This is a genomic window from Rhodococcus qingshengii JCM 15477 (genome assembly GCF_023221595.1).
In the GTDB taxonomy this organism is placed as follows: domain Bacteria; phylum Actinomycetota; class Actinomycetes; order Mycobacteriales; family Mycobacteriaceae; genus Rhodococcus_F; species Rhodococcus_F qingshengii.
In genome coordinates this window covers 6,093,088-6,116,318 of record NZ_CP096563.1, presented here as the reverse complement: position 1 = coordinate 6,116,318, position 23,231 = coordinate 6,093,088, and the positions used below count along the sequence as shown (strand labels likewise).

The 23,231-nt window shown below is 63.0% G+C and carries 22 protein-coding genes; 10 read left to right on the top strand and 12 right to left on the bottom strand.

Annotated elements, in window-relative coordinates:
- Positions 1 to 96 precede the first annotated feature (96 nt).
- The gene (locus M0639_RS28255) at positions 97 to 783 is read right to left on the bottom strand and encodes a hypothetical protein (protein WP_054188336.1); all 687 of its coding nucleotides are present in this window, start codon (positions 781 to 783) and stop codon (positions 97 to 99) included.
- The gene (locus M0639_RS28250; protein ID WP_064074397.1) at positions 780 to 1,700 is read right to left on the bottom strand and encodes a LysR family transcriptional regulator; all 921 of its coding nucleotides are present in this window, start codon (positions 1,698 to 1,700) and stop codon (positions 780 to 782) included. Before M0639_RS28250 ends, M0639_RS28255 begins: the two co-directional genes overlap by 4 nt.
- Positions 1,701 to 1,795: 95 nt before the next feature.
- Here M0639_RS28250 and M0639_RS28245 point away from each other — a divergent pair, with 95 nt between their 5' ends.
- The 3 genes from M0639_RS28245 to M0639_RS28235 are packed head-to-tail and all read left to right on the top strand — an operon-like array spanning position 1,796 to position 4,764.
- On the top strand, positions 1,796 to 2,998 hold the full coding sequence (locus M0639_RS28245) for a YbfB/YjiJ family MFS transporter (protein ID WP_064074398.1): 1,203 nt from the start codon (positions 1,796 to 1,798) through the stop codon (positions 2,996 to 2,998).
- Positions 2,999 to 3,043: 45 nt separating this feature from the next.
- Positions 3,044 to 4,072, top strand: a complete 1,029-nt coding sequence (locus M0639_RS28240) for an NAD(P)H-dependent flavin oxidoreductase (protein WP_054801709.1) — start codon at positions 3,044 to 3,046, stop codon at positions 4,070 to 4,072.
- Positions 4,069 to 4,764, top strand: coding sequence for a hypothetical protein (locus tag M0639_RS28235; RefSeq protein WP_064074399.1), 696 nt, complete (start codon positions 4,069 to 4,071; stop codon positions 4,762 to 4,764). Before M0639_RS28240 ends, M0639_RS28235 begins: the two co-directional genes overlap by 4 nt.
- Before the next feature lie 55 nt (positions 4,765 to 4,819).
- Here M0639_RS28235 and M0639_RS28230 read toward each other — a convergent pair whose 3' ends face one another.
- Together M0639_RS28230 and M0639_RS28225 are read right to left on the bottom strand one after the other, a co-directional pair.
- Positions 4,820 to 6,655, bottom strand: a complete 1,836-nt coding sequence (locus tag M0639_RS28230; RefSeq protein WP_064074400.1) for an acyl-CoA dehydrogenase — start codon at positions 6,653 to 6,655, stop codon at positions 4,820 to 4,822.
- 414 nt (positions 6,656 to 7,069) lie between these two features.
- Complete coding sequence (locus M0639_RS28225) at positions 7,070 to 8,092, bottom strand: zinc-dependent alcohol dehydrogenase family protein (protein WP_030537173.1); 1,023 nt, start codon at positions 8,090 to 8,092, stop codon at positions 7,070 to 7,072.
- Positions 8,093 to 8,226: 134 nt separating this feature from the next.
- Here M0639_RS28225 and M0639_RS28220 point away from each other — a divergent pair, with 134 nt between their 5' ends.
- On the top strand, positions 8,227 to 9,123 hold the full coding sequence (locus M0639_RS28220; protein ID WP_063315446.1) for a helix-turn-helix transcriptional regulator: 897 nt from the start codon (positions 8,227 to 8,229) through the stop codon (positions 9,121 to 9,123).
- 27 nt (positions 9,124 to 9,150) lie between these two features.
- Here M0639_RS28220 and M0639_RS28215 read toward each other — a convergent pair whose 3' ends face one another.
- Positions 9,151 to 10,359: an MFS transporter gene (locus M0639_RS28215; RefSeq protein WP_064074401.1), complete on the bottom strand. Its 1,209-nt coding sequence runs from the start codon at positions 10,357 to 10,359 to the stop codon at positions 9,151 to 9,153.
- 178 nt (positions 10,360 to 10,537) lie between these two features.
- Between M0639_RS28215 and M0639_RS28210 the strand changes: the two genes are divergently transcribed.
- Together M0639_RS28210 and M0639_RS28205 are read left to right on the top strand one after the other, a co-directional pair.
- A complete protein-coding gene (locus M0639_RS28210) occupies positions 10,538 to 11,623 on the top strand; it encodes a PQQ-dependent sugar dehydrogenase (protein ID WP_064074402.1) in 1,086 nt (361 codons plus the stop codon).
- Between the two features lie 109 nt (positions 11,624 to 11,732).
- Entirely contained in the window at positions 11,733 to 12,137 is a 405-nt protein-coding gene (locus M0639_RS28205; RefSeq protein ID WP_042448139.1) for a DUF4259 domain-containing protein, read from the top strand.
- 25 nt (positions 12,138 to 12,162) lie between these two features.
- Here M0639_RS28205 and M0639_RS28200 read toward each other — a convergent pair whose 3' ends face one another.
- Complete coding sequence (locus tag M0639_RS28200) at positions 12,163 to 12,846, bottom strand: SDR family oxidoreductase (RefSeq protein ID WP_007735616.1); 684 nt, start codon at positions 12,844 to 12,846, stop codon at positions 12,163 to 12,165.
- 77 nt (positions 12,847 to 12,923) lie between these two features.
- Between M0639_RS28200 and M0639_RS28195 the strand changes: the two genes are divergently transcribed.
- Positions 12,924 to 13,532: a TetR/AcrR family transcriptional regulator gene (locus M0639_RS28195; RefSeq protein ID WP_007735618.1), complete on the top strand. Its 609-nt coding sequence runs from the start codon at positions 12,924 to 12,926 to the stop codon at positions 13,530 to 13,532.
- A 94-nt stretch (positions 13,533 to 13,626) separates the two neighbouring features.
- On the opposite strand, the gene M0639_RS28190 is transcribed toward M0639_RS28195, so the two are convergent.
- Entirely contained in the window at positions 13,627 to 14,592 is a 966-nt protein-coding gene (locus M0639_RS28190) for a DUF8129 domain-containing protein (RefSeq protein WP_064074403.1), read from the bottom strand.
- A gap of 283 nt (positions 14,593 to 14,875) precedes the next feature.
- Here M0639_RS28190 and M0639_RS28185 point away from each other — a divergent pair, with 283 nt between their 5' ends.
- Entirely contained in the window at positions 14,876 to 15,772 is an 897-nt protein-coding gene (locus tag M0639_RS28185; protein WP_007735622.1) for an SDR family oxidoreductase, read from the top strand.
- A 39-nt stretch (positions 15,773 to 15,811) separates the two neighbouring features.
- Here M0639_RS28185 and M0639_RS28180 read toward each other — a convergent pair whose 3' ends face one another.
- A complete protein-coding gene (locus tag M0639_RS28180; protein ID WP_047889521.1) occupies positions 15,812 to 16,438 on the bottom strand; it encodes an FMN-binding negative transcriptional regulator in 627 nt (208 codons plus the stop codon).
- A 79-nt stretch (positions 16,439 to 16,517) separates the two neighbouring features.
- Between M0639_RS28180 and M0639_RS28175 the strand changes: the two genes are divergently transcribed.
- Both M0639_RS28175 and M0639_RS28170 read left to right on the top strand, forming a co-directional pair.
- Positions 16,518 to 17,852 (top strand): aminotransferase class I/II-fold pyridoxal phosphate-dependent enzyme, encoded by a 1,335-nt coding sequence (locus tag M0639_RS28175; RefSeq protein ID WP_231915169.1) that lies wholly within the window; start codon positions 16,518 to 16,520, stop codon positions 17,850 to 17,852.
- A gap of 108 nt (positions 17,853 to 17,960) precedes the next feature.
- Positions 17,961 to 18,665, top strand: coding sequence for an SDR family NAD(P)-dependent oxidoreductase (locus tag M0639_RS28170; RefSeq protein WP_064074404.1), 705 nt, complete (start codon positions 17,961 to 17,963; stop codon positions 18,663 to 18,665).
- A gap of 50 nt (positions 18,666 to 18,715) precedes the next feature.
- Here M0639_RS28170 and M0639_RS28165 read toward each other — a convergent pair whose 3' ends face one another.
- From M0639_RS28165 to istA, 4 genes are all read right to left on the bottom strand, one after another.
- Positions 18,716 to 19,084: a hypothetical protein gene (locus tag M0639_RS28165; protein WP_054188379.1), complete on the bottom strand. Its 369-nt coding sequence runs from the start codon at positions 19,082 to 19,084 to the stop codon at positions 18,716 to 18,718.
- Positions 19,085 to 19,109: 25 nt separating this feature from the next.
- On the bottom strand, positions 19,110 to 20,411 hold the full coding sequence (locus M0639_RS28160; protein ID WP_064074405.1) for an APC family permease: 1,302 nt from the start codon (positions 20,409 to 20,411) through the stop codon (positions 19,110 to 19,112).
- A gap of 120 nt (positions 20,412 to 20,531) precedes the next feature.
- Positions 20,532 to 21,326 carry an IS21-like element helper ATPase IstB gene (gene istB / locus M0639_RS28155; protein WP_183591811.1) on the bottom strand — a complete coding sequence of 265 codons (795 nt, stop codon included), beginning with the start codon at positions 21,324 to 21,326 and terminating at the stop codon, positions 20,532 to 20,534.
- Positions 21,323 to 22,867: an IS21 family transposase gene (istA, locus tag M0639_RS28150; protein ID WP_064075337.1), complete on the bottom strand. Its 1,545-nt coding sequence runs from the start codon at positions 22,865 to 22,867 to the stop codon at positions 21,323 to 21,325. Before istA ends, istB begins: the two co-directional genes overlap by 4 nt.
- Positions 22,868 to 23,231: the final 364 nt, after the last annotated feature.

Below are 23,231 nucleotides of genomic sequence, written 5' to 3'. Positions count from 1 at the left end.
GCGGTAGGCCTTTCGGTTCATTTTTCGGCGGTAGTGCCGCGGTGAGAGTTCGTTCCGACGCCCGGGCTACCCAAACTCGACGAACGGTAACCACCTTCAGAAGACTGCGCGGTCCAGTGGACGCGGAAGCGGATCGAGTGCGCCGGTCTCGCGCAGGCGCTCGTACGCCCGAACGACCCCATCGACGGCCCCGATCTGTAGCAACACGCCGCCCGGTAACGCGGCAACGCCTGCTGCCAGGTCATCCGGGATCGCGTCAGCGCGAGCGGACGAGAGGTAGCCGACTCGGCCGATCACGGGATCACCGACGCGATAGTCGGACTCGTCTTCGAGAGCATCGAGGATGTTGTCGTCGGTGACGTCCCCGAAGTCCGGTTCCCACACCGCGGCGAGCATCCGAAGTAGTTCTGTCTCAGGAACTTCGGCGGCGTCCGGCGCGCTGACAGCGAGAATCATCGACTGTAGGACGATTTCCGGTTCGCCGCCGGCCAACCCTGAGAGTTCGAGCCCCCATTCGGGCCCTCCGCCGGATGCGAGCCTCAACCCGATTCCCAGACGATCCGACCAGTCTTCGGCGGCCTGCGCGATCTCGAGCACGTGTGCCAACTGGTCGACGGTCACGGCAGTAGCAGGTCCAGCGGAATGGATCTGTTGCCACGACCCGCCGACCACCTCGGGCAACAGGAATTCGACTTGCTCCAACGTCCGACGCCACCGGGAGGCCACGGCCTGCACCGATTCCGGCCGTCGTCCCCAGAAAACTCGAATAGCGCGTCGTGTCATCGAGTCCTCCGGTAAGGATCGTCCATGGGTAGCCATCTCCCGTCCTCGTGGATTCCGAGATCAGTGACGCCGCGGGTGAGAGCGTCGACGGCCGCGAGAACGGCAGGGCGCGTTTCGTTCTCACGACACAGGAGTGACCACGTCCAGATTGCCGCCGGGTCGATCATCGGGCGTGCCGTGAGATCGCTCGGCAGCGTGATGGTCTGCCCTTTGGGCGAGTTGACGACCGGACGGCCGACGGCACGGACGTGATCGAAGAATGCCGGGCCGGTGATACCACCGTCGTTGATGCGCATGATCTGTGCGCCGGTATCGCGAGCGAATTCTTCGGCGAAGACGTTCCACGAATACCAGGAGGTGGTGTCGTCGTCGACGAGCACGACGACGTCGCGTGCCCGCACCGGTGTGGTGTCCTCTCCGGTGGAGACGGCGTAGAGCCGATCCGCACCGAGCAGTCTGGCGTTCAAACCGTTTTGGGCGACATCGTATTTACGTACCCAGGCGATCGCCAGATCGAGGCTGCCGTCTGCCACCCGCGCGGCCTGTGCGTGTGATGGCACCACCCAGGCGTCGACGTGCAGTTGCGCGACCCCTGAAGTGCGCGCGATCAGATCCGTGGGGAGCCAATTGACGTAGCCGATCCGGACGGGCTCCGCTCCGGACAGACGCTCCGCGCGGCGTCGCAGATTCTCGGCACTCTCGAGTAGCGCACGGACATCAGGGAGCAAGGCCGCGCCGGCTGGCGTCAGAGCGACGGAACGGCGGTCGCGGACGAACAGCTTGACGCCGAGGTCGCGCTCGAGTGCCATGATCTGCTGCGACAATGACGGCCCGGCTATCAGTAGCCGCACCGCGGCTCGGCCGAAGTGCAATTCCTCGGCGACGACCTCGAAATATCTCAGCTGACGCAGCTCCACGATCCTTCATGCTACGTGCGGTGGGAGGTTGTGCCTATCAGTCAGGAGCAAAGCGGTCGTGGCGGTTCGGCGCGGCCGGGGCACACGATAAGACCATGACCACAATCCACAACGGCGTCTCCCCGCGAGCGCACGCTGTCCAAGCTGCCGCTGCGCTGGCGGCGAGCATGGGAATCGGTCGATTCGTCTACACACCGATTCTGCCGTTGATGCACACGCAGTCCGGTCTGTCCGCCTCGCTCGGCGCCACCCTGGCGACGGCCAACTACGTCGGGTACCTGATCGGCGCGCTCGCGGGAATCCTCATTCCCGGCGTGGTGCGCTCGGCAGCGGTGATGCGTACTTCGTTGGTGGTCCTCATCGCGACTTTGGCGCTCATGCCCACTACCCACGACGGATCCATCTGGTTCGCCCTGCGGCTCGTCGCAGGCATTGCCAGTGCCCTCGTCTTCATGATCGCCGTCAGCGCTTTGCACGCGCACCTTCGGGGGCAGTCCCAATTTCTGGCCGGATGGGGATTCGGCGGAGTTGGGTTGGGTATCGCCCTGTCCGGGGTCCTCGTGTTCGTCGTCCGCTTCATCGGTTCCTGGGGTACTGCCTGGCTGGCGTCTGCGAGCCTTGCAGTGGTGTGTGCGGTCGCCGCCTGGGGATTGACGCCGGAACCGCGTCCGATCATCACGCCGGACGCGCCGGGAACTCCCAGTTCCCATCGCTGGTTCACCGCCCTGGTCATCAGTTATTTCCTGGAAGGCATCGGCTACATCATCGCGGGCACGTTCCTTGTTGCCGCAATCGATCTCGCCGCTCTGCAATGGGTGGGCAGCGGCGCTTGGATAGTGGTCGGTCTGGCCGCATTTCCCTCGTGCGCCCTGTGGGCTTGGCTCAGCCTGCGTTGGTCGAGGCCGACTCTGCTTCTCGTTGCCTTGTTGATTCAGGCGGTGGGCATAGCGCTTCCTGCTGTGATCGGAGGCGTCGGCCCCGCACTGATTTCAGCTTTCCTGTTCGGTGTCACCTTCCTCGGTATCGGGTCAATTGCGTTGGCAATCGGCGCGCACCTGCAGTTCCCACGCGCCGTGGCGTTGCTGACCGCTGGATACAGCGTCGGTCAGATTCTCGGCCCACTCGTTGTCACTCCGTTGCTGCGAGACGGGTATCGCGACGCTCTGCTGTTGGGTGCGGCCGTCGTTCTGGGCGCGGCAGTGGCCGCCGCGGTTTTGCGGTTCCGATTCCCTTCCGATCTCGATGCGGACCCTCGGACAGCCACCTCGACTGAGGAGGTAGTTTTTGATGTCAGATGACGAAACGGCCGGAGCACTATCCGACGTAGGACTGGAGATGTTCGAATGAGCGCACTCACAACCGATCTCGACCTGAAGGTCCCTGTCATCGCAGCGCCCATGGCCGGCGGTGCTTCCACACCGGCACTTGTTGCTGCTGCCTCTCGCGCAGGCGGTCTCGGATTCCTCGCCGCCGGGTACAAGACGCCTCAGGCTCTGTCCGACCAGATCGACGCCGTGCGCGCCGAGGGAGTGTCGTTCGGTGTCAACGTCTTTGCACCCAACCCGGTGCCTGTCGATGTCGATGCCTACCGTGCCTATACCAGGGCGATTCAGGTCGAGGCGGATCGCTACGGCATCACACTGGCTGACGGTGAGCCGGTCGAAGACGACGACTATTTCGCGGACAAGATCGATCTGCTCCTGGCCAGCCCGGTTCCGGTGGTCAGCTTCACCTTCGGCTTTCCCGCACCGGGCGTCATCAAGGCGCTGCGCGCTGCCGGTTCACTTGTCGTCCTCACAGTGACTTCGGAGGCAGAGGCGCTCCTTGCCGTCGACGCCGGTGCCGATCTGCTTGTCGTGCAATCGTCGGCTGCCGGCGGACACTCCGGAACGCTCACTCCCCTGCAGGTTCCGGCAGAAACACCGATCACCGAACTGATCGCACAAATCCGTCATCGCACCTCTGTTCCGCTGTTGGCGGCCGGTGGACTGGCGACCTCCGCCGACGTCGCTGCAGCCTTACGTGCCGGAGCGGACGCTGCAGTGGTCGGTACCGTACTGCTGCGCACCGAGGAGAGTGGTGCCTCGGCTCCGCACAAGGCAGCTCTGGCCGACACGTCCCGCGGGAACACGGTCGTCACAAGAGCTTTCACGGGACGTCCTGCACGAGCACTTCGGAACGAGTTCATCGATCGCTACGACGCACAAGCGCCCATCGGGTACCCGGCCATCCATCACCTGACCAACCCGATGCGCAAAGCCGCTGTTGCGCAGGCAGATCCCGAGCGAATGCACCTGTGGGCCGGTACTGGCTATCGCCACGCGACGGAGGAACCAGCCGGGGTAGTGCTTTCGCGATTGGCTAACCTGTGACGGCGCGGACACCGGACATCACATTGCCCGAGGTAGTGACATACGACGGGCTGCCCAGTGGTGCACACGCGCTTCGAGTCAAGCGCCCCGACGTGGCATTTCAACGCCTGCAGACATTTCTGGAAGCCTGCATCGAACCAGTGTCGTTGCCGTCGTGGACATTAGAGATCCGCCAGGGCGGGCCACCCGCGCCGACCGCGCAATTGACAGAGCTTGCCACTGGGATCTTCGGTGGGCCCCGCTACAAAGCGCAAACCCATACCGAATGGAACGTCCCACCGGGTTCTGTCAACGAAGCGCTCGATGCCCTTGTTGGTTCCGATGCGGTCACAACCCACGGACGTTCTTTGGCGGCACTGACCTGCAGCGCGCCCGTACGCCTGATCGACCCCAACACGCGCGCGCCGTACCCCGACATCACCCCCGACGCGTTCGGCCGTTTTGCCGTGGATGGATACGGCCGAACTCTGGGTGAGTCAGGCATACGCGCAACCCTTGGCAACGCGGCATCCTCACTGTCCCTGTGGCTCAACCTGCCTGCAGACGAACGGTTGTCGTCCGGTGCTCGTCACCTACAAGACCATCTCCCGTTCCGGTTGTCCGCGAAACACTGGCGTCTCTGGCGGCCGAACCGGAGCGCAGACTCTTATCGTTCCAACAAGATTCCGTCGCCGGTTCACGACCACGTTTGAATTACGCAGCAAGCATTCCGAGTTGCGCACCACCCATACCGCGCGTGGCACGTTGTCAGAATGCGTCTTCCTCGAGTTCCATGATCTCGTTGTCGAGGGAACCTAGGATTTCTTTGGTCGACGCCAGGACGGGCAGGATGTTCTTGGCGAAGTATGACGCGATGACCACCTTGCCCCGATAGAACGACCGGTCCTTTGCCGACGCGTCACGGTCCAAGGCTGCCAACGCGACTTCCGCTTGCACCAACAGGCGCCATCCGATGAGCAGGTCGCCTACCGCGTACAGAAAGCGCACCGAGCCGAGGCCTATCTTGTACAACTCGGAGGGTTGGTCCTGGGAAGCCATCAGATACCCGGTGAGCGTCCCGGCCATCTCCTGCACGTCGGTCAAGGCGATCTCGAGTAGGACTCGCTCGGCCTTGAGTCGACCGTTCCCGGCCTCACTGTCGATGAACTCTCGTATGCGACCGGCTACGTGAGCGAGTGCAACGCCGCGGTCGCGTGCGATCTTCCGAAAGAAGAAGTCCTGCGCCTGGATTGCCGTGGTGCCCTCGTACAGGGTGTCGATCTTGGCATCGCGGATGTACTGCTCGATGGGGTAGTCCTGAAGATAACCGGAGCCGCCCAGGGTCTGCAGGCTCTCGGTGAGCAGTTCGTAGGCCTTCTCGGAGCCGACGCCCTTGACGATCGGCAGCAGCAGATCGTTGACCCGCGCCGCCAATTCGGCATCCGCCCCCGAAACCAACTCGGCGACATCGGCATTCTGGTGTGCAGCGGTATAGAGGTAGACCGCTCGGAGGCCTTCGGCGTAGGCCTTCTGCATCGCCAGGCTGCGTCGGACGTCGGGGTGATGCGTAATGGCCACACGGGGTGCGGTCTTGTTTGTCAGTTCGGTGAGGTCTGCGCCTTGAATTCGTTCTTTTGCGTACTGGAGGGCGTTGAGATAGCCGGTGGACAGTGTTCCGGTAGCCTTGGTACCCACCATCATTCGAGCGTTCTCGATGACCTGGAACATCTGGGCGATACCGTTGTGCACGTCACCTACGAGCCAGCCGACGGCAGGAACGTCCGTCGCACCGAAGGTGAGTTCGCAGGTCGGGGACGACTTGAGGCCCATCTTGTGTTCGACGCCGGTGACGTAGACGCCGTTGCGCTCTCCCAGTTCAAGTGTGTCCGAGTTGAAATGGGTCTTCGGAACGTAGAACAGGCTCAATCCTTTGGTTCCTGGACCGGCGCCTTCGGGTCGGGCAAGCACCAAGTGGAAGAGGTTCTCGGCCGTGTCTCCGACGTCACCGCCGGAGATGAACCGCTTGACGCCCTCGATGTGCCAGCTGCCGTCGTCCTGCTCGATCGCCTTCGTTCGGCCTGCGCCCACGTCTGAGCCGGCATCGGGTTCCGTCAGCACCATCGTTCCGGCCCAGCCCCGCTCGAATCCTTCTTTGGCCCAGTGCTTTTGCTGTTCGTTGCCGATGCTGTAGAGCACGCTCGCCATCAGTGGACCCATGTTGAAGAAGCTTGCGGATCCGTTTGCCGCGACCAACATTTCGCCGATCGCCCAGACCAACGGCGCCGGAGCAGGAACACCACCCATGCCTTCTGGTAGGCCGAGTCGCGACCAACCGGCCTCGTTCACCGCCTCGACCGTCTTGCGTAGAGGTTCCGGGACCACAACGGCGTGATTGGGTGCGTCGAATTCGACAGGGTTTCGATCCGCGTCGGCGAAGGACGCGGCGACCGGGCCTTCTGCCAGCCTCGATACTTCCGCAAGAATGTTGCGCACAGTGTCGGTGTCGAGGTCCCCGTAAGCGCCGGCATCCAGCAGTTCGCCGATCCCGAGTACCTCGAACAGATTGAACTCGATATCACGCACGTTGCTTTTGTAGTGACCCATTGTTCTCCGACCTTGGTTCGTCAGCAATACGGTTCGTCAGCAGATACGATTCGTCAGCAGGTACGGCTCGTCAGCAGTACACAAGAAAGCCTGCCCCACAAGGAATTCAGTACGCAACCGTAGGTAGAGACGAGTTTCGTTGCTACAAAGTAGCGCCGAGTCGCTCTCATTGAAACATTCACTCGTACAATCGGTTTCCGCTGGTGGGGGCGCATATCAGTCGCGAAGCATCCTCTTGGGTCAAAGCAGCTGCGCACCAATCGAAGTGCCCGTCCTCACCTTCGGCGTCATACGCATTCGGTGTGATCAGTGAACATGCTGATCGGTAGACCAAGAGCGCCTCTCGTTGGTAGCCGAGACGTTCCTCGACCGGCGTGTAGAGCCCAGTTCTGTCTCGTGAGCCTTTGGTATCGGTCAGAGGGTGAGTAGCACTTTGGTGGCGCGCCGCTCGTCCATCGCCCGGTAGCCTGCGGCGGCGTCCTCCAACGGGAGAGTGAGGTCGAAGACGATGCCTGGGTCGATCTGGTCGGTCATGATGAGCTCGATCAGTTCGGGTAGGAATCGCCTGACCGGCGCGGGACCGCCGAGCAGGCTCACCGTCGCGAAGAACAGGTTCATGCCGTCGAGTTCGACGCCGTGGGATACCCCGACGTAGCCGACATGTCCGCCGGGGCGGGTAGCTCCGATAGCCTGCATCATCGATTCTTGGGTACCTACGGCTTCGACGGTCGAGTGGGCGCCGTAGCCGCCGGTGAGTTCCTTGATCTTCGCGATGCCCGCGTCGCCCCGCTCTTCGACGATGTCGGTGGCGCCGAATTGTGTGGCGAGTGCCTGCCGGTCGGCGTGACGTGACATGGCAATGATCCGCTCGGCGCCGAGTTGTCTGGCAGCGAGGATCGCCAAAAGCCCGACTGCGCCGTCGCCGACGACGGCGACCGTTTTGCCAGGTCCGGCTTCCGCAGCTACGGCGGCGAACCAACCGGTGCCGAGTACGTCGGAGGCTGCAAGGAGGCTGCGGGCCTGCCGCTCGGTCGGCTCTCCGTGGACAGGGACGAGGGTGCCGTCCGCGAGCGGGATGCGAGCGTATTCGGATTGGGTGCCGACCGAGCCCATCATGACCTGGTGGATACAGCGAGACTGAAAGCCGGCCTCGCAGATTTCGCAGGTGTTGTCCGACGCGACGAACGAGCCCACGACGAAGTCCCCAACTTCGATGTCGTTGACGTCGGGGCCGACCTGTTCGACGACGCCCACGTATTCGTGTCCCATCGGCGTCGGGCCATTCAGCTCTTCGATGCCGCGGTACGGCCAGAGGTCGGAACCGCAGACGCAGGTGGCTGTAACGCGAATGATCGCGTCGGTCGGTTCGACGATCACCGGCGCTTCGATCTCTTCGACCCGGACGTCGCCGGGGGCATGCATGACGACAGCGCGCATGACGTGACTCCTCACCATCGGTTTTCTCGTGTCACTTCAACCTGATCATGATTTGGCGGCGTGCGGGAGTCCCACGCGATAGTGGTACTGCGAGGGACTCCCTCGCTACCGGTCACTGACTTAGGCTCGATGGCATGGACGATCGAGCGCAAGTACGCGAATTCCTGACCTCGCGGCGCGCCCGAGTCACGCCCGAACAAGTTGGACTTCCGGCCGGATCGAACCGCCGCGTGGACGGTCTACGTCGAAGTGAAGTGGCAACCCTCGCCGGCGTGAGCGTCGAGTACTACACGAGGCTCGAGCGCGGAGCGATCAGCGGCGCATCGCCGGGTGTACTCGACAGTATCGCGAAGGCCTTACGACTCGACGACGCCGAGCGCGCCCACCTTTTTGATCTCGCGCACGCGGCAAGCCCGGTAGCCAGGCCCCCGCGTCGGCGAAATGCGAAGGGCTGGAAGCCCCATCAGAGCCTGCAGTGGGCGCTTGATGCAGTCACCGCGGGACCCGCTTTCGTGCGGAACGGTCGCATGGATCTTCTTGCTGTCAACCCACTCGCGCGTGCGTTTTACAAGGACCTGTACGACATGCCGGGGCAGCCCCCGAACATCGCGCGCTTCACGTTCCTCGACGAAAGGGCTTTCGAGTTTTATCCGGACTGGAACGCGTTTGCCGAGGTGACCGTCTCGATTCTGCGAACCGAGGCCGGGCGAGATCCTCACAACAAGGAATTGCACGATCTGATCGGTGAACTCAGCACTCGGAGTGAGGAATTCCGGCGTCGGTGGGGCGCGCACGACGTCCGCCATCACGGCACCGGATTCAAGACATTTCACCACTCCGCCGTGGGGGAGCTGACGCTTGCCTTCGAAGGTTTGGAGATGGCCGCCGAGCCGGGGTTGACGCTCACGATCTACACCGCAGAGCCGGGATCGCCGTCCGCGGAACGGATGCAGTTACTCGCCTCGTTGGCAGCCAGTGAGAATGCGGACTCTTCGCCTCACGTGTCGGAGCGGTCGCTGACGGACGGCTGACGAACTGCGCGACGGTTGATCGGGTCGTCAGTTGACGACTTCGACGGCGGTGCGCTTCGTGCGTTCCTTGCGCAACAGGATCATCAGCGGCAGAAAGTAGAGAGCGGCAACGCCGGTGCCTACCAACACCGGCCCAGTGGCACCGAGACTCGAGGCGAACGCAAACCCGGCGATCCAGGAGCCGACCGCCGTGCCCAGATTGAACGACGAGGTGCTGAGAGCAGAAGCCATCGTCGGCGCCTGATCGGCATAACGCACAGCCATCCCGATCAGGATGGGATTGGTCGACATGCCGAATAGTCCCAGCATGACTACGAGAAACACCGTCACGATCACGTTGTGCGAGAAGAGGCAGAGCGCCCCGAGCACGAGAAACGTCATCGCTGCCGAGACGAACAAGACCCCGTACTGATGCTTCGCACCGAGTCGACCGCCGAGATTGGAGCCGACGAACGCACCGAGTCCGTAGCCGACAAGCACTAGCGGCACTGCCGACGCAGCAAGTCCCGTGTTCTCGGTCAACAGCGGAGAGATGAAGCTGTACGCCGCCAGCGACGACCCGCACACGACGGCGCAACCGGACAGAACGAGCCAGATGCGTCCGTCCCGTAGGCTCGCGATCTCCGCTCGCCAGGACGGCACCGCACCGGATTCGGTGTCGGCGGGTACCAATCGGTGGACGACGGCCGCGGCGGCGAGTGCGAGGGCGGCGAGGGCCCAGAAAGGACCACGCCACCCGATGCTCTGACCGGCCAGAGCGCCGAGCGGAACACCGATGACGTTCGCGAGCATGCCTCCGCCCAAGACGATGCCGAGCGCGCGCGAGGAAGACGCCGGGCCTGCCGCTTTTGCTCCGACCACTGCAGCGACTGCCCAGAAGGCGCCCGTCGCCACGGCTGTGAGGAAGCGGGCGCCGAGAATGAGTCCGAAGTTGGACGAGAGCGCGACGATGACGTGTCCGATCGCGAAAACAATCAGGGCCGAGCTCAAGGTCACGCGTCGGGGAACCCTGAGTGTCAAGATCGCCATCGCCGGCGTGCCGACGATCATTCCGATCGCGAAGACGGTGATCATCAGGCCGACGTTCGCGATCGACGTACCGAGGTCACCCGCGATCTCGGGAAGAATGCCGGCGACGACGAATTCGGTTGTACCCATCAAGAAAACTCCGACGGCCAGCACGTAGATCACGAGCGGCAGGCGGCCGGTTTCTTCGACGGTCGGGGCGGAAATCATGAGGTGGTCAGTTCTCTTTCTGTTGACGACGCGCATGCCGTGGCGCACCCGTCCAGGGCATCACGCCTGTCGCCTGCGAGGGAGTCCCGGTTGTTGGGGGTACTCGAAGGGACTCCCGGTGTGGCCGATTGCGCGCTACCGTCGGCGCAAAGACTGCCTGAACCCGGGAGGCGCGCCCATGACACGACGACAGATCCGAGGGCTTGGCGCCGCAGTGCTCCTTTCGGCCTTCCTGACTGCCTGCGGTAGCGAGGATCCTGAAGGGCCCGGTCCGCAGGCAAGCACGACAACACGATCGGCGCCCGCCGCGGCCTTCGGTGAACCCGAGACCGTCGCCGACGGCTTGGACGCGCCCTGGTCGATGGCATTCCACGGCGATACACCACTTGTCAGTGAGCGCGACAGCGCGCGAATCCTCGAACTCGACGCCGGCGGAAACAGCCGCGAGGTGGGAGTCGTCGACGGCGTCAGCCCCAGAGGTGAGGGTGGTTTACTAGGGATCGCAGCACGTGAAAACCGCCTGTACGCGTACTTCACCGCGAACGGGGAGAACAGGATCGAACGCTTCGACATCATCGGTGCTCCGGGGGAATTCGCGCTCGGGCCGGCCGAGACGATTCTCGACGGGCTCGCTTCGGCCAACTACCACAACGGTGGTCGCATCGCGTTCGGCCCGGACGGGATGCTGTACGTGACCGTCGGTGATGCCGGTAGTCGAGACAGAGCTCAGGACCTCGACTCGATGTCCGGGAAAATCCTTCGAATGACTCCGGATGGCGATGTGCCGCTAGATAATCCATTTCCGAACTCGTTTGTCTACAGCTACGGCCACCGCAACTCCCAGGGCATTGCCTGGACCGAGGACGGCACGATGTACGCCAGCGAGTTCGGGCAGGACACCTGGGACGAACTCAACCGGATCGAAGCAGGCGGAAACTACGGGTGGCCCGAGGTCGAAGGGATTGTGGGTGAAGACGGATTCATCGACCCGCTCCAACAATGGTCACCTGACGACGCCAGCCCCAGCGGAATCGCCATCCACGACGGCACGATCTACATCGCCAATCTTCGTGGTGAGCGACTCCGCACGGTGCCGTTGGCTGACCCCGCGACCGCCGACGAGCAGTTCGTCGACGAATACGGGCGCCTCCGTGACGTTGTAGTCGCACCGGACGGGTCGCTGTGGATACTGACGAACAACACCGACGGACGCGGCGACCCCAACCGCGGTGATGACCGCATCCTTCGCGTGCCGTTGCGCTGATGTCGATTTCCGGCGAACGCAGTACTTCCAGCCCGAGGGTCCTGGCCGAAGCCTGTGATTCACTAATATCTTTACGACAGGTGCGCCGGGTACGGATCGGAGAGACAGCATGGGGACTTGGGGTTCAGGACCTTTCGACAACGACGTAGCGGGCGACCTGCTCAGCGCAGTACAGGCGGGTGACTACGACATCGACGATTACGCTAGCCACCCCGATGGCGGTTATCTCGATGCCGATGATGCTCAAACAGCAATCGCCGTCGCCGAGATTCTTGCGGTTGCGCACGGCGTTGCGCCGAAGCCTGTGCAGCTGGATGGAATTGACGCCGCCGGGTACGTCAGCACCTTGAGCCCGGAGCAGAAGAGTTGGGTCCTCGCCGCACTCGAGCGTGCCGTTTCCGACAGTGACACTTCGGAGTTGTACGAGTTGTGGGAAGAGAACGGTCCGGAAGACCTCGCAGCTTGGCGGGCGCCGATCCTGAGCAGATTGGCCAGCCTCAAAACGGTGGGGTAAGCGTCACTCGTCTGCAGTCCCTTGCTTACTCGGAGTTCGACGAGGACAGACTCCCCTTGACGTACCGGGTGGTGTCGTCAGCGAGGATCTCGGCGAGCCCGCTTTCGATACCGTCCAGTGCTTGCGCGGCGACGTCGGCAGGATCGATCTTCTGTTCGGCGGGTACGCCAGCGGCCATGTCGGTATCCATGTATGCGACATGCAGTGCCGATACGGAGATTTTGCGCGGCGCAAGTTCTTCTCGAACGGCGTCGGTCATCGCCCAGGCCGCTGCTTTCGACGACGCGTAAGACCCGAGCGCGGCTGGATGGAACCAGGACAGCACCGACAGAACGTTGAGTATTGTTCCGCCGTCGTTGTTTTCGATGACGGGAGCAAACGCCCGGGTCACGGCGAGCGGGCCGTAGAAGTTGACGTCCATCTCTCGTCGAATGTCATCGATGTCGCCCCCGATCAAGGGCGCCGAGGTAGAGATACCTGCGTTGTTGACCAGCAAGGTCACATCCGATGCGATTTGCGCGGCGGCGGTTATCGATTCGGCGTCCGTCACGTCCAACCTCAGGGGGATGACGCCGGGTAGATCGACAGTTTCCGGATTGCGCGCAGCCGCGTACACCTTTGCGCCGCGCTCGACGAGTCCCGCAGCCAGATGGCGTCCGAGCCCGCGATTGGCTCCTGTGACGACCGCAACCGTCTTGTTCAGGTCCATGATTCTCCCAGTGTTGTGATTGCTCGTGACATTTAGATTATGAATCAAATCTAAGTGTCGGCTAGGATAGATGTCAAGTGAAATCCAAACTGGAAGGCGTTGTGATGGGCCGCGTATCGCAGCAACAAGCGGAAGAGAACCGTCGGCGCGTCGTGGAAACCGCAGCCCGACTGTTCCGAGAGAAGGGCACTCACCTCAGCGTCGCCGACCTGATGAAGGCGTCGGGGCTGACCCACGGTGGCTTCTACAAGCAGTTCGCGTCCAAGGACGCTCTCATCGACGAAGCGACCACCCACGCCTTCAAGGAACTGGCTCAGCTGCACTCTGCGGGACTCGAAGAGCATGCAGGGCAACGTGACTCCGCCCGAAAAGCTTTGATCGATACCTATCTCTCGGTGGCGCATCGCGACAACCCGGCAGACGGATGCCCCGCTGCTGCGCTCGCCGCCGACATGGCGCGCGAGCCTGCAGACAGCGAGGCCCGTCGGGTTTACACGGAGGGAGTGGGGGATTTTGCCGCAGCTCTTGCCGACGACGAAGCTGTCGGTCTCCTCCGGCTCTCCACCATGCTCGGTGCACTGGTTCTTTCGCGAGCTACCAAGGGTTCCCCGCTCTCCGAGGAAATTCTCGATTCCGCGCGCGTCGAACTGATCAGAGGGCTTCGAGAGCCGCTGTCATCTTCTTGACGGTCTCGGGTGCCCCTGGCCGCGAATCCCGTTTTCACGAGGTCCAGTGCTCGCGGTTCCGAGAGTCGGACTCTCGATATGTCGATTGAACGCTCTAGTTGATTCCGACGACTTCCTGGGCGATCGCTGCGAGTCTTGCCTGGGCAGCGGATACGACGCCGTGTCGGTTCTTGTGCGCTTCCTCGTACGCAACGATGTCCCGCACCTGTGCGGCGTCGGTCAGTTCCTTCACGGCGGAGACGGCTTGGGTGACGTTGAGTTCGTCGAAGTCTTCGATGGGAAGTTCAGTGGGGTCGAGTAGCCCACTCGACTTCCGTACCGAACGGAAGACGTCGGCGGCACCGTCAGCACCTTCTCGGCGAGTGACCTTCTCAGCCGTGGCGATGGCCGCATCCCTACTGGCCGAGAGTGTTTTCACAGTCACGTCACCGGCATATGCGCCCCAGCTGATCAGCTCACCCAGTACCGGCGGTGAGGTGCGAACAGCGTCGATGGCACGGTCGAGACTGCGGGTCGACCAGGAGACCGGAACGTTGACCAGCCGTATCGCCGCGCCGGTGGCAGCTTGCATCGGTGTGCGGCGCAAAGCTGCCGGTCCACCGAGTGCCTCTTCGGCCAAGACAGTCGTGAGCCAGTCCACGGTCGCGGAGTGTGCAGTGATGAGGCGGTCGGCCAACGCCGCGACGGTCTGATCGCCGCCGGCAGTGGCCAGGGCCTTGAGGTAGCGGGAGCGGTCGAGGAGTTGATGTTCGAGCGCAAGGTCTCCCAATACCGCTTCGTCGAAGGGCTGAGCCTGTTCGACCATCGCTTTCACTCCGGCTGTCGCGCGTCCGAGGAACGGACCGACCAATTCCGGCACGCCCCCCAGATCGCGAACAGTGGACTCTATGGAACTCGCCCTTTCACGGCCGTTCTCTGCGTTTTCCGTCAATTCGCGTCGAACAGCCTCGGTTCTGGCCTGTGCGACGCGCGTTTCGGCGACCTGGATCTCGGTGTGCGTCAGACCGAGGAGGATGCGTAACTGGGTGATCAAGGCGGACGTGGTTTCGGAGTTGCTCATATCGGGGTCGTCCCTTCGTCGGTGCGTGCTTTACGTGATGTTCAGCTTCTGCTCGACGAGTGCTCCGCGGGTCGCGGAGCCACCGCCGCTACGCGGGCTACCCCGACCTACCGCGTAGTAACCACAACGAACAAGTGGGGTCGACGCACCGAGATCGTCGGCGCCAGGACGAGTGAGATCCCGGCCACCCCGAGGTTTCGATTTCTATTCGGTGGGAAGGAGGCATGTGCAGTGCATCCATCCAGAAGCCCACGAGAAACTGCGTCACCTGAGGAGTATCGATATGCCGGACCAGTACGCAATGCAGGACCCGACCACGCGGTTCCCCGCTCCTGTGCGTGAGCGGCAGGCGGAGATCGCACACCCCGGTCTCACCGCAGACATGATTTCTCCTCCCGACCACGGTGAAAACACCTATCGAGGAAGCGGTCGACTCGAAGGAAGGCGTGCGATTGTCACCGGAGCAGATTCGGGCATCGGACGTGCGGTCGCGATTGCATTTGCCAGAGAAGGCGCGGACGTTGTCCTGAGTTATCTCGACGAGGAAGAACAGGACGCTCGGGAAACCGCTCGCTGGGTCGAGGAGGCAGGTCGCAAAGCCGTCTCGGTGCCGGGAGATCTCCGAAGCGAGGAACACTGTTCTGCTTTGGTCGAAACCGCGGTGCGTGAACTCGGCGGACTGGACATCTTGGTGAACAACGCCGCGTTTCAGATGGTGCAGATGGGCGGCATCGCCGATATCACCACCGAACAATTCGACCGTGTGATGAAAACCAACCTCTACGCACTATTCTGGCTCTCCAAAGCAGCGATCGCGCAGATGGAGCCCGGATCGACGATCGTGAATACCTCGTCCATCCAAGGTGCGTCCCCGTCGCCCGAGCTGCTCGATTACGCCACGACAAAGGCGGGCATCATCGACTTCACCAAGGGGCTGGCCGCCGATGTCGCACGGAAGGGAATCAGGGTCAATGCCGTTGCACCTGGACCGATTTGGACGCCACTGATTCCGGCGACGATGCCCAAGGAGAAGTTCGAGACGTTCGGGGACGACGTTCCGCTCGGGCGCGCAGGTCAGCCGGCCGAGCTTGCTCCCGCCTATGTATTTCTCGCCTCTGGCGAATCCAGTTACACCACTGGGGAAGTCATCGGCGTGACGGGTGGAAAACCGCTCACCTGAATGTGCGACTAGACAAGGCGTACGACGACGGCGTAACGGTCAACCGTTGTCGAGGCCGGCGGCGACCATCGCTGCGGCGGTCTCTCGTTCGGAGAATGAGCCCTTCTCCAGACCCCGGATGACGCCGGAGCGATCAGCGGGGGAACGGTTTTGGTTCAACTTCGCTTTTCCGTAGACACGGGCCACGTGCAGTTCGATCCCCACAATCCCTCGCAGCTGCGCATCGACGAACTGCGGCGGCGCGTCGGTGACCTTCCATTCGTTCTCACGGCCGGATTCATGTCGAGCTGTCAGTGCGGTGACATGAGCACGCAGCCACTGCTCGTCGTCGTGCGCAACCAGTTGGCCGTAGACGTAGAGAACTTCGTAGTTCCACGTCGGGACAACCTTCCCGTGGACGCTCTTGCTCGGGTAGAACTCGGGGCTCACGTAGGCGTCGGCGCCGGGGAGGATCACCAGAGACTCCGATGTCCCGGTGTATCGCCAATGCGGATTCGTCCGGGCGAGATGCCCCTCCAACACGTTTCCTTCGGCGTTGTACAGCAGTGGCATCGACGTGACTTCGAGGGTCTCGGGGCCCGGTGTGACCAGGTGTCCGAATCCACCGGCGCGGAGAGAGTCGGCGACCGCGTCGTCCGAGAGGCGGAATTGTCCGGGCAGTATCATGTGTCTCCTCGCAGATTTTTTGTCATGTGACAATGTGTCACAGCGTGGAGGTTTTGTCATGTGCTAATAGAGTGAGCCTGTGACCAGCACTGTGGCGGACCAGGTGAGGCTCTATGTCGTCCGCGGGACAGCGGGCGAGATTTCCGAGGGCATCCGCAATCTCATCAGTGCTGGGGTACTGGCTCCAGGGGATGCGTTGCCGCCCATACGGGCCTTGGCCGACGATCTCGAGGTTCACCGGAACACAGTTGCCGGAGCCTATCGCTTGCTCGTGGCGGCGGGAGTTGTGGAGACACAGGGCCGGCGCGGCAGCTTCGTGCGAGCTATACCGTCCCTGGAAGGAGAAGGCGGTATCGCTCTTCCTGGCAGCGTGGATCTCGCCAGCGGAAATCCTGATCCGGCATTGCTGCCTGATCTCAGAGCCTCGTTGGACCGGACCACTTACACGCCCCGGTTGTACGGCGCCGCAGCCACCGAGCCTCTACTCGATTCCTGGGCACGTTCCTCGATCGAGGACGAGGTTCCAAGGCCGTGTTCGATCACCATCACCAACGGTGCCGTTGACGCGGTCGAGCGACTGTTGACCGCTCATTTGACCCGAGGTGACGCCGTCGCGATCGAGGATCCGTGCTTCCTGGCGAGCATCGGAACGCTCAAAGCCAACAGCTTCCGAGCGGTACCGATGGACATCGACACTTCGGGTATTACCCCGCAAGGGCTGCTGCGTGCTCTCGAAAGTGGTGTGCGCGCGATTATTTGCACCCCTCGTGCGCACAACCCCACCGGGGTCAGCATGAGCGCCGACCGAGCGGCGATTCTCGGAAGCATCCTGGCCGAGTTCCCTCACGTTCTGGTAATCGAGGACGATCACTTCTCTGCCGTGTCCAGCAATCGGTACTGTCGGCTCGCTCCGATGAGCACGACGCGGTGGGCGCTTGTTCGTTCCGTGTCGAAATTTCTCGGGCCCGACCTGCGCGTGGCAGTGGTCGCCTCGGACCTCGACACCGGCATTCGGCTGAGCACTCATCTCCGGTCGGGCGCCAACTGGGTCAGTCACCTGCAGCAGCGCTTGAGTGCTGAACTGCTGAGTGATCCGACGGTGATCGACGGCCTCGCCAATGCTCGCGCTGTCTACGAGCGCCGCCGAACCCTTCTGAAATCTGCACTGTCAGAACATGATATCGAGGTTCCTGACACTTTCGACGGACTCAATGTCTGGGTTCCGCTGGATCGGGATTCCGAACCGATTGTCGAGCGACTCGCCGAGTCTGGCTGGCTCGTGCGGGACGGAAGTCAGTTCTCGGCGACGCCGGGTCAGTGCCACCGGGCACTTCGTGTGACCGCCTCCACCATCACCTCTGACCAAGCACGCGAGTTCGCCAGTGCCCTGGCTGAAATATTGGCGAGCCCGTAGTTGTCCAGCTGCACTACGGTGCGAATCTGAGTCTCTCGCTTCTCGACGAAACTACCGGCGACGGCTGGATCGATAGGATCGGTTCGAGCGACGACGAAGGGTGTAATTGTGGCGAGGGCGGTTGTTGTCGGTGCGAGCCGAGGTCTTGGTCGTGCTTTGATCGAGGGTCTGAGGAGCGATGGCGACGAAGTTCTCGGCATATCGCGTCGGCGTCCTGACGGGTTCGACGTCTCCGAGTGGATCGAAGCCGACCTGACCGACCCTGTTACGGCAGCGAATTCGATCGATCAGGAGCTTGTCGGTGGTGTAGATACCCTGATTTGCAACGTCGGGATTTGGGAAGGGGACGCCTTCACCACTGACTATGCATTCGCAGAACAATCGGACATGGAAATGCTCGAAATGATCAACGCCAACATCACGGCCACAATTCTCCTGCTCAAGCGCCTGATCCCGAGAATGATCGGCCGTCCTCGACCTCGGATCATCTTGACCGGGTCCACCTCGGGACTCCCGCGAAGCGGTAGGCCGGAGGTTGCGTTCGGTGCATCGAAGTTCGCGATCAACGGCATTGCCGACGCGTTGAGAGAGGGCTACCGGAAGGACAGACTCGCTGTGACTGTCCTTCATCTCGGATATCTCAATACAGAAGACGGACTCGACGTGCCCCGAGACGTCGCTGCCGCCAGGGGAGAGGGATCTCTGGTCCCGGTACATGACGTTGTGGATACGGTGCGCTCGATCTCGAGTTTGTCGTCTTCGACGTCAGTGCGGGAAGTAGTCCTCACTGCGATCGACGATCCGCGATTCTGATTTGCGGCTGTCGACTCAATCTGGTTGCTGAACAGACGTATTCAGAGAATCTAGACCCCGATCAAGAAGTAAGCTCCGGTCAGATACGTCAGGGTGAGGCCCGCCAAGCCCCACGCCATGTACGGCCGGATGTAGAGGCGCCGCAGGCGGTGCAATCGCAGGGAGGCTCGCAAGAACGCACCCACGGTCCCGAGCAGCAACATCAGGCTCGGGACGAAGACCGCCAGTCGGCGATCCTTCTGTGAGCACAGCAAGGTGTCGGTACCGAAGCATTCGCCCCGCCGGGAGCCCAACCACACGATCGCGATAACCAAAACCGCGGTAGCCAGAACGACTGACAAGCCGTACGTCAGGGTTCGCCTGTTGATCTTTCGCTCTCGACGCTGAATTACATCTGACGCGTCAGAACTGTCGGTCATCACACCGGCTCCTGTACATCGCACCTCACTTCGTGGATCGGCGGTGGGAGAGGGCGTACAGCACTACTCCGACGGCCAAGAGTAATGATGCGCGTAACCACGTCGCAGCGCTCTGCTGGGTGAGCAACGCAACGCACGTACCGAGAGCGAGGATCGGGAAGATGATCGGCGTTCGGAAGTGTTTGTGTTGCACTGCGTCACGGCGCAGAACCAGGACGGCGATGTTGGTGCTGATGAATACGAAAAGCAGCAGGAGTACCACCGTCTCCGCCAGGGCTGACAGTGATCCGGTGACGCAGAGAGCCATGGCAACTGCTGTGGTCGCGATAATCGCCACCCAGGGGGTCCGTCGCTGCGGCAGTACCCGAGCGAAGACGCTCGGGAGCAAGCCTTCCGATGCCATCCCGTATGTCAGCCTGCTCGCCATGATCATTGTCAGCAGTGCGCCGTTGGCGACGGCGACCAACGCGATCAGGCTGAACAGGCGAGGCGGAACGCCGACGTCGGCAGCTGACACAACTTCCAGCAGTGGCCCGGAGGATGCGGCAAGTTCGTCGGCGGGCAGGACCACCGAGACAGCCAGGCCGACAAGGACATAGGCGGCGCCGGCTGTCAGTAATGCTCCGAACAGTGCGCGTGGGTAGACCTTGCTCACGTTCTTCACTTCTTCGGCGACGTTCGCGGACGTTTCGAAGCCGACAAAAGAGTAGTACGCGAGGAGTGCCGCAGCCAGCACCGCGAGTGCAGGCGATCGGCTGTCGTCGAACTCCACGACGCGGCTCAGGGTTCCGTCGCCGCGCCCGAGAACTATGCAAGCGAGGACGACAACGAGGACGAGTCCGGTGACCTCCACGACTGTCATGACGACGTTGGCGCGCATCGACTCCTTGATGCCTCTGGCATTGAGAAGTCCCACCAGGAGCAGGAAGACGAGCGCCGCTGGAACGGTTGGGACGTCGATGAAGGCTTTGAGATAGTCGCCCGAGAAGGCGAGGGCGAGTCCCGCCGCACTGGTTACGCCGGCCGCCAGCATCGAGAAGCCGACAAGGAACGAGATCAGTGGTTTCCGATACGCCCGTTGGGCGAAGACGGCTGCGCCGCCCGCTCGCGGATATTTGGTGACCAGTTCGGCATACGACGTTGCTGTCAGCAATGCCATGACGAGCGCTACGAGCAGTGGTACCCAGACGGCTCCACCAACTTCACCGGCGATGACGCCCACCAATGCGTAGATGCCGGCACCCAGAACGTCTCCGAGGATGAACACGAAAAGGAGTGGGCCGGTTATGGCCCGAGTGAGAACGCTCTTACCGCCGTCTTCTGTCAAGGGACAGTAGGAACTGCCCAGGGGCGGTCGTGAGACCTGCCCGCTGACGGTCACGAGAACTGCCCGGTGGTGGCCATGGGATCTGCCCAGTGGGCTTGCGGCCACCACCGACCAGAGCACTCAGCTCAAGGGACTCACCCCTCGGCCGGCGAGTGCCTGGGTAAGTCGCACGGAGTCTCCGCTGGTCTGGCACACGTGGGCGTGGTGCAGTAGCCGGTCGACGGTGGCGGTCGCCAGCGTCTTGGGCATCAGCTCGTCGAACCCGGACGGGTGCAGGTTCGAGCTGATCGCGACCGACCGCTTCTCGTAGGCGGCGTCGACGAGCCGGTAGAGCCCCTCGGCGGCATCCTGGGCGACCGGCAACAGGCCGATGTCGTCGACGACAACGAGATCGGCGCGCAGCACACGGGCGATGGCCTTGGACACCGTGTCGTCGGCACGATGGCGGCGCAGCAGGACCCCGAGGTCTTCCAGGGTGAACCAGGCGACCTTCAACCCGGCCTCGACGGCTTGGTGACCGAGTGCCTCCAGTAGGAACGTCTTCCCGGTCCCCGACGGCCCGCACACGACGAGGTTTTCCCGACGGTGGACCCATTCCAGGGTGCGGAGTGCCTGCTGGGTCGGTGCCGGGATCGAGGATGCCTCGGGCTGCCACGCATCGAACGTCTTCCCGGTCGGGAACCCCGCAGCCGCCCTGCGGGTGGCCAGTGCGGAGCGTTCCCTTCCGGCGACCTCCTCGGCGAACAGAGCCTTGAGCACCTCGGCGGGCTCCCAGCGTTGGGCCTTCGCGGTCGCGACGACCTCCGGTGCGTGGCGACGGATGTGGGGCAGCCGAAGCCGCCGCAAGAGGTCCTCCAACTCGGCCGGCAACGGCGGCGCGGACGCCATCGATGGTGTGGTGGTCTTGGTCGTCATCGGGTCACCTCGTTCCCCTCGCGGCTGTCGTGCTGGCTGTCGTGCTGGCCGAGACGTGCCCATCCGGCGGTGCCCTGGGTCAGCGACCGTTCTTCGCCGGCACGGTGCTCGCCAACAGCGGGTTGCCGGGCGTGGTGGTCGAGGATCGAGGACAGATCGGCCTCGGCGAACCGGCCGTGGACGGCGGCGTGGCCGAGTGCCCAGTCGACCTCGACGGGGTCGAACAGCTTGGCCAGGCTGAGGGCTTCGGCCATCTTGACCCTCATCCGCGGCGTGCCCGCCGCAGCGGCCTCGACCAGCCACAGGCGGGCGCCCTCGCCCAGGTCGAGGAACTCGGCTTCCGCTGGGTTCTTCGCTCGCGGCTGCCGGTTCAACGGACCTTCCGGCTGCGGTGGGAAGTGCTCGTCGTTGATCCTCGGCGTGCCCGGCGTCGCGCGCGCGTGGCGGGCGACCTCGGCGGGTCCGTCCTCGCCGACGTGAACGATGACGACCTCCTCGCCGTCGCCGAGTCCTTGGGCACGAACCCACACCGTGGCGCCGAGCAGGGTGTGTGGCACCGAGTACTGGCCGGACTCGAACATCACCATCGGCGTGTTGCCCGGCACTACCCGGGTGGTGCCGAACGCGACTGTGTGCGGCTGTGTCGGGACCGGGTGTAGCCGTGTCCGCTCTTCGGCCAACATCTCGACCGGTGGCCGCTTCGTGGTCCGGTGAGCCCGGGTGTTGACCTTCTGACAGAACGCCTCACACGCCTCCTCGAGCTCGCTAAACGACGCGTACTCCTCACGCAGGTTGGTGTCCTTGGGCACCAGGTCGGCCTTGCTGATCTTCACCGACGACTCGGTGCCGCCCTTGGACGCCGGATCCGCCGGCACACAGGTGTGGACCACGACCGAGTAGTGCTCGGCGAAGGTGACGAGCTGTCCGTTGCGGACCGGGATCCCGGCGATGTGCTCGGTCGTGACGGTCTTCTCGTTGTCGGTCAGCACGTAGGTCGGCACCCCACCCAACCGGCGGAAGGTCTGGTCCAGCGCGGCGAACACGGACGGCATGGTCTTATCGCGCAGCGCGATCACGACCCGGAACCGCGACCACGCCAGCCACGCCACGAACAGAACCGTCTTGACGCCGTCGACGACAGGTCCGTCGCCGTAGTCGTACTGCAGCCACATCCCCGGCTCGGTGACCCAGGGCCGGTGGACCCGCACATGTCCTGACCGGTATGACTTCTTCACCGATGCGACCGCACGACGGGTGGTGCGCTCCGAACCCTTGTAGCCCATCGCGAGCAGCTTCTCGTGCGCTCTGTCGGCACGGACCTTGCCCTTGGACCGCTCGACCCACTCCTCGACCTTGGGCAGGTACTCATCGATCAACTGCGGCCGAGTCACGGCCTTGTCCAGCTCACCCCCGGCAGCACGGCGGTCCACGTAGTGCTTGACCGTGTGGTGCGAGCATCCGGCCAGCTCGCCGGCATCACGCAACGACCCTGTCAGGTCGTAGGCATCCAGGATTTCCATGATCTCCTCGGCAGACTTCAAGTTGTCCCTCCTCAGGGCGACGGGCGCTTCAGCACCGCCGATCGCACCTGAGGAGGGGCCTCAACCGTCGGAGCCGGTGAGGCAGACGACGTCGTGTCGGGCAGATCCCATGACCGCCACCGGGCAGGTTTCATGTCCGCCAGCGGGCAGTTTCGTGGCCGTCTCCGGGCAGAATTTCATGGCCGCCGACAGTCTTCATCTCCGCGTGCGGTTTCGTCCACGTTCTCAGCACCCGCGGCGCGTCGCATATGCAAGGTTCGTCCTGTCTTCATGGTGGCGTGCCGCCACCTCAGGAGCAGACATGTACCCAGTGGTCGAAGTTTCAAACGTGGGTCGCTCGCCTTCTCGTGCTTTGCTTGTAGGT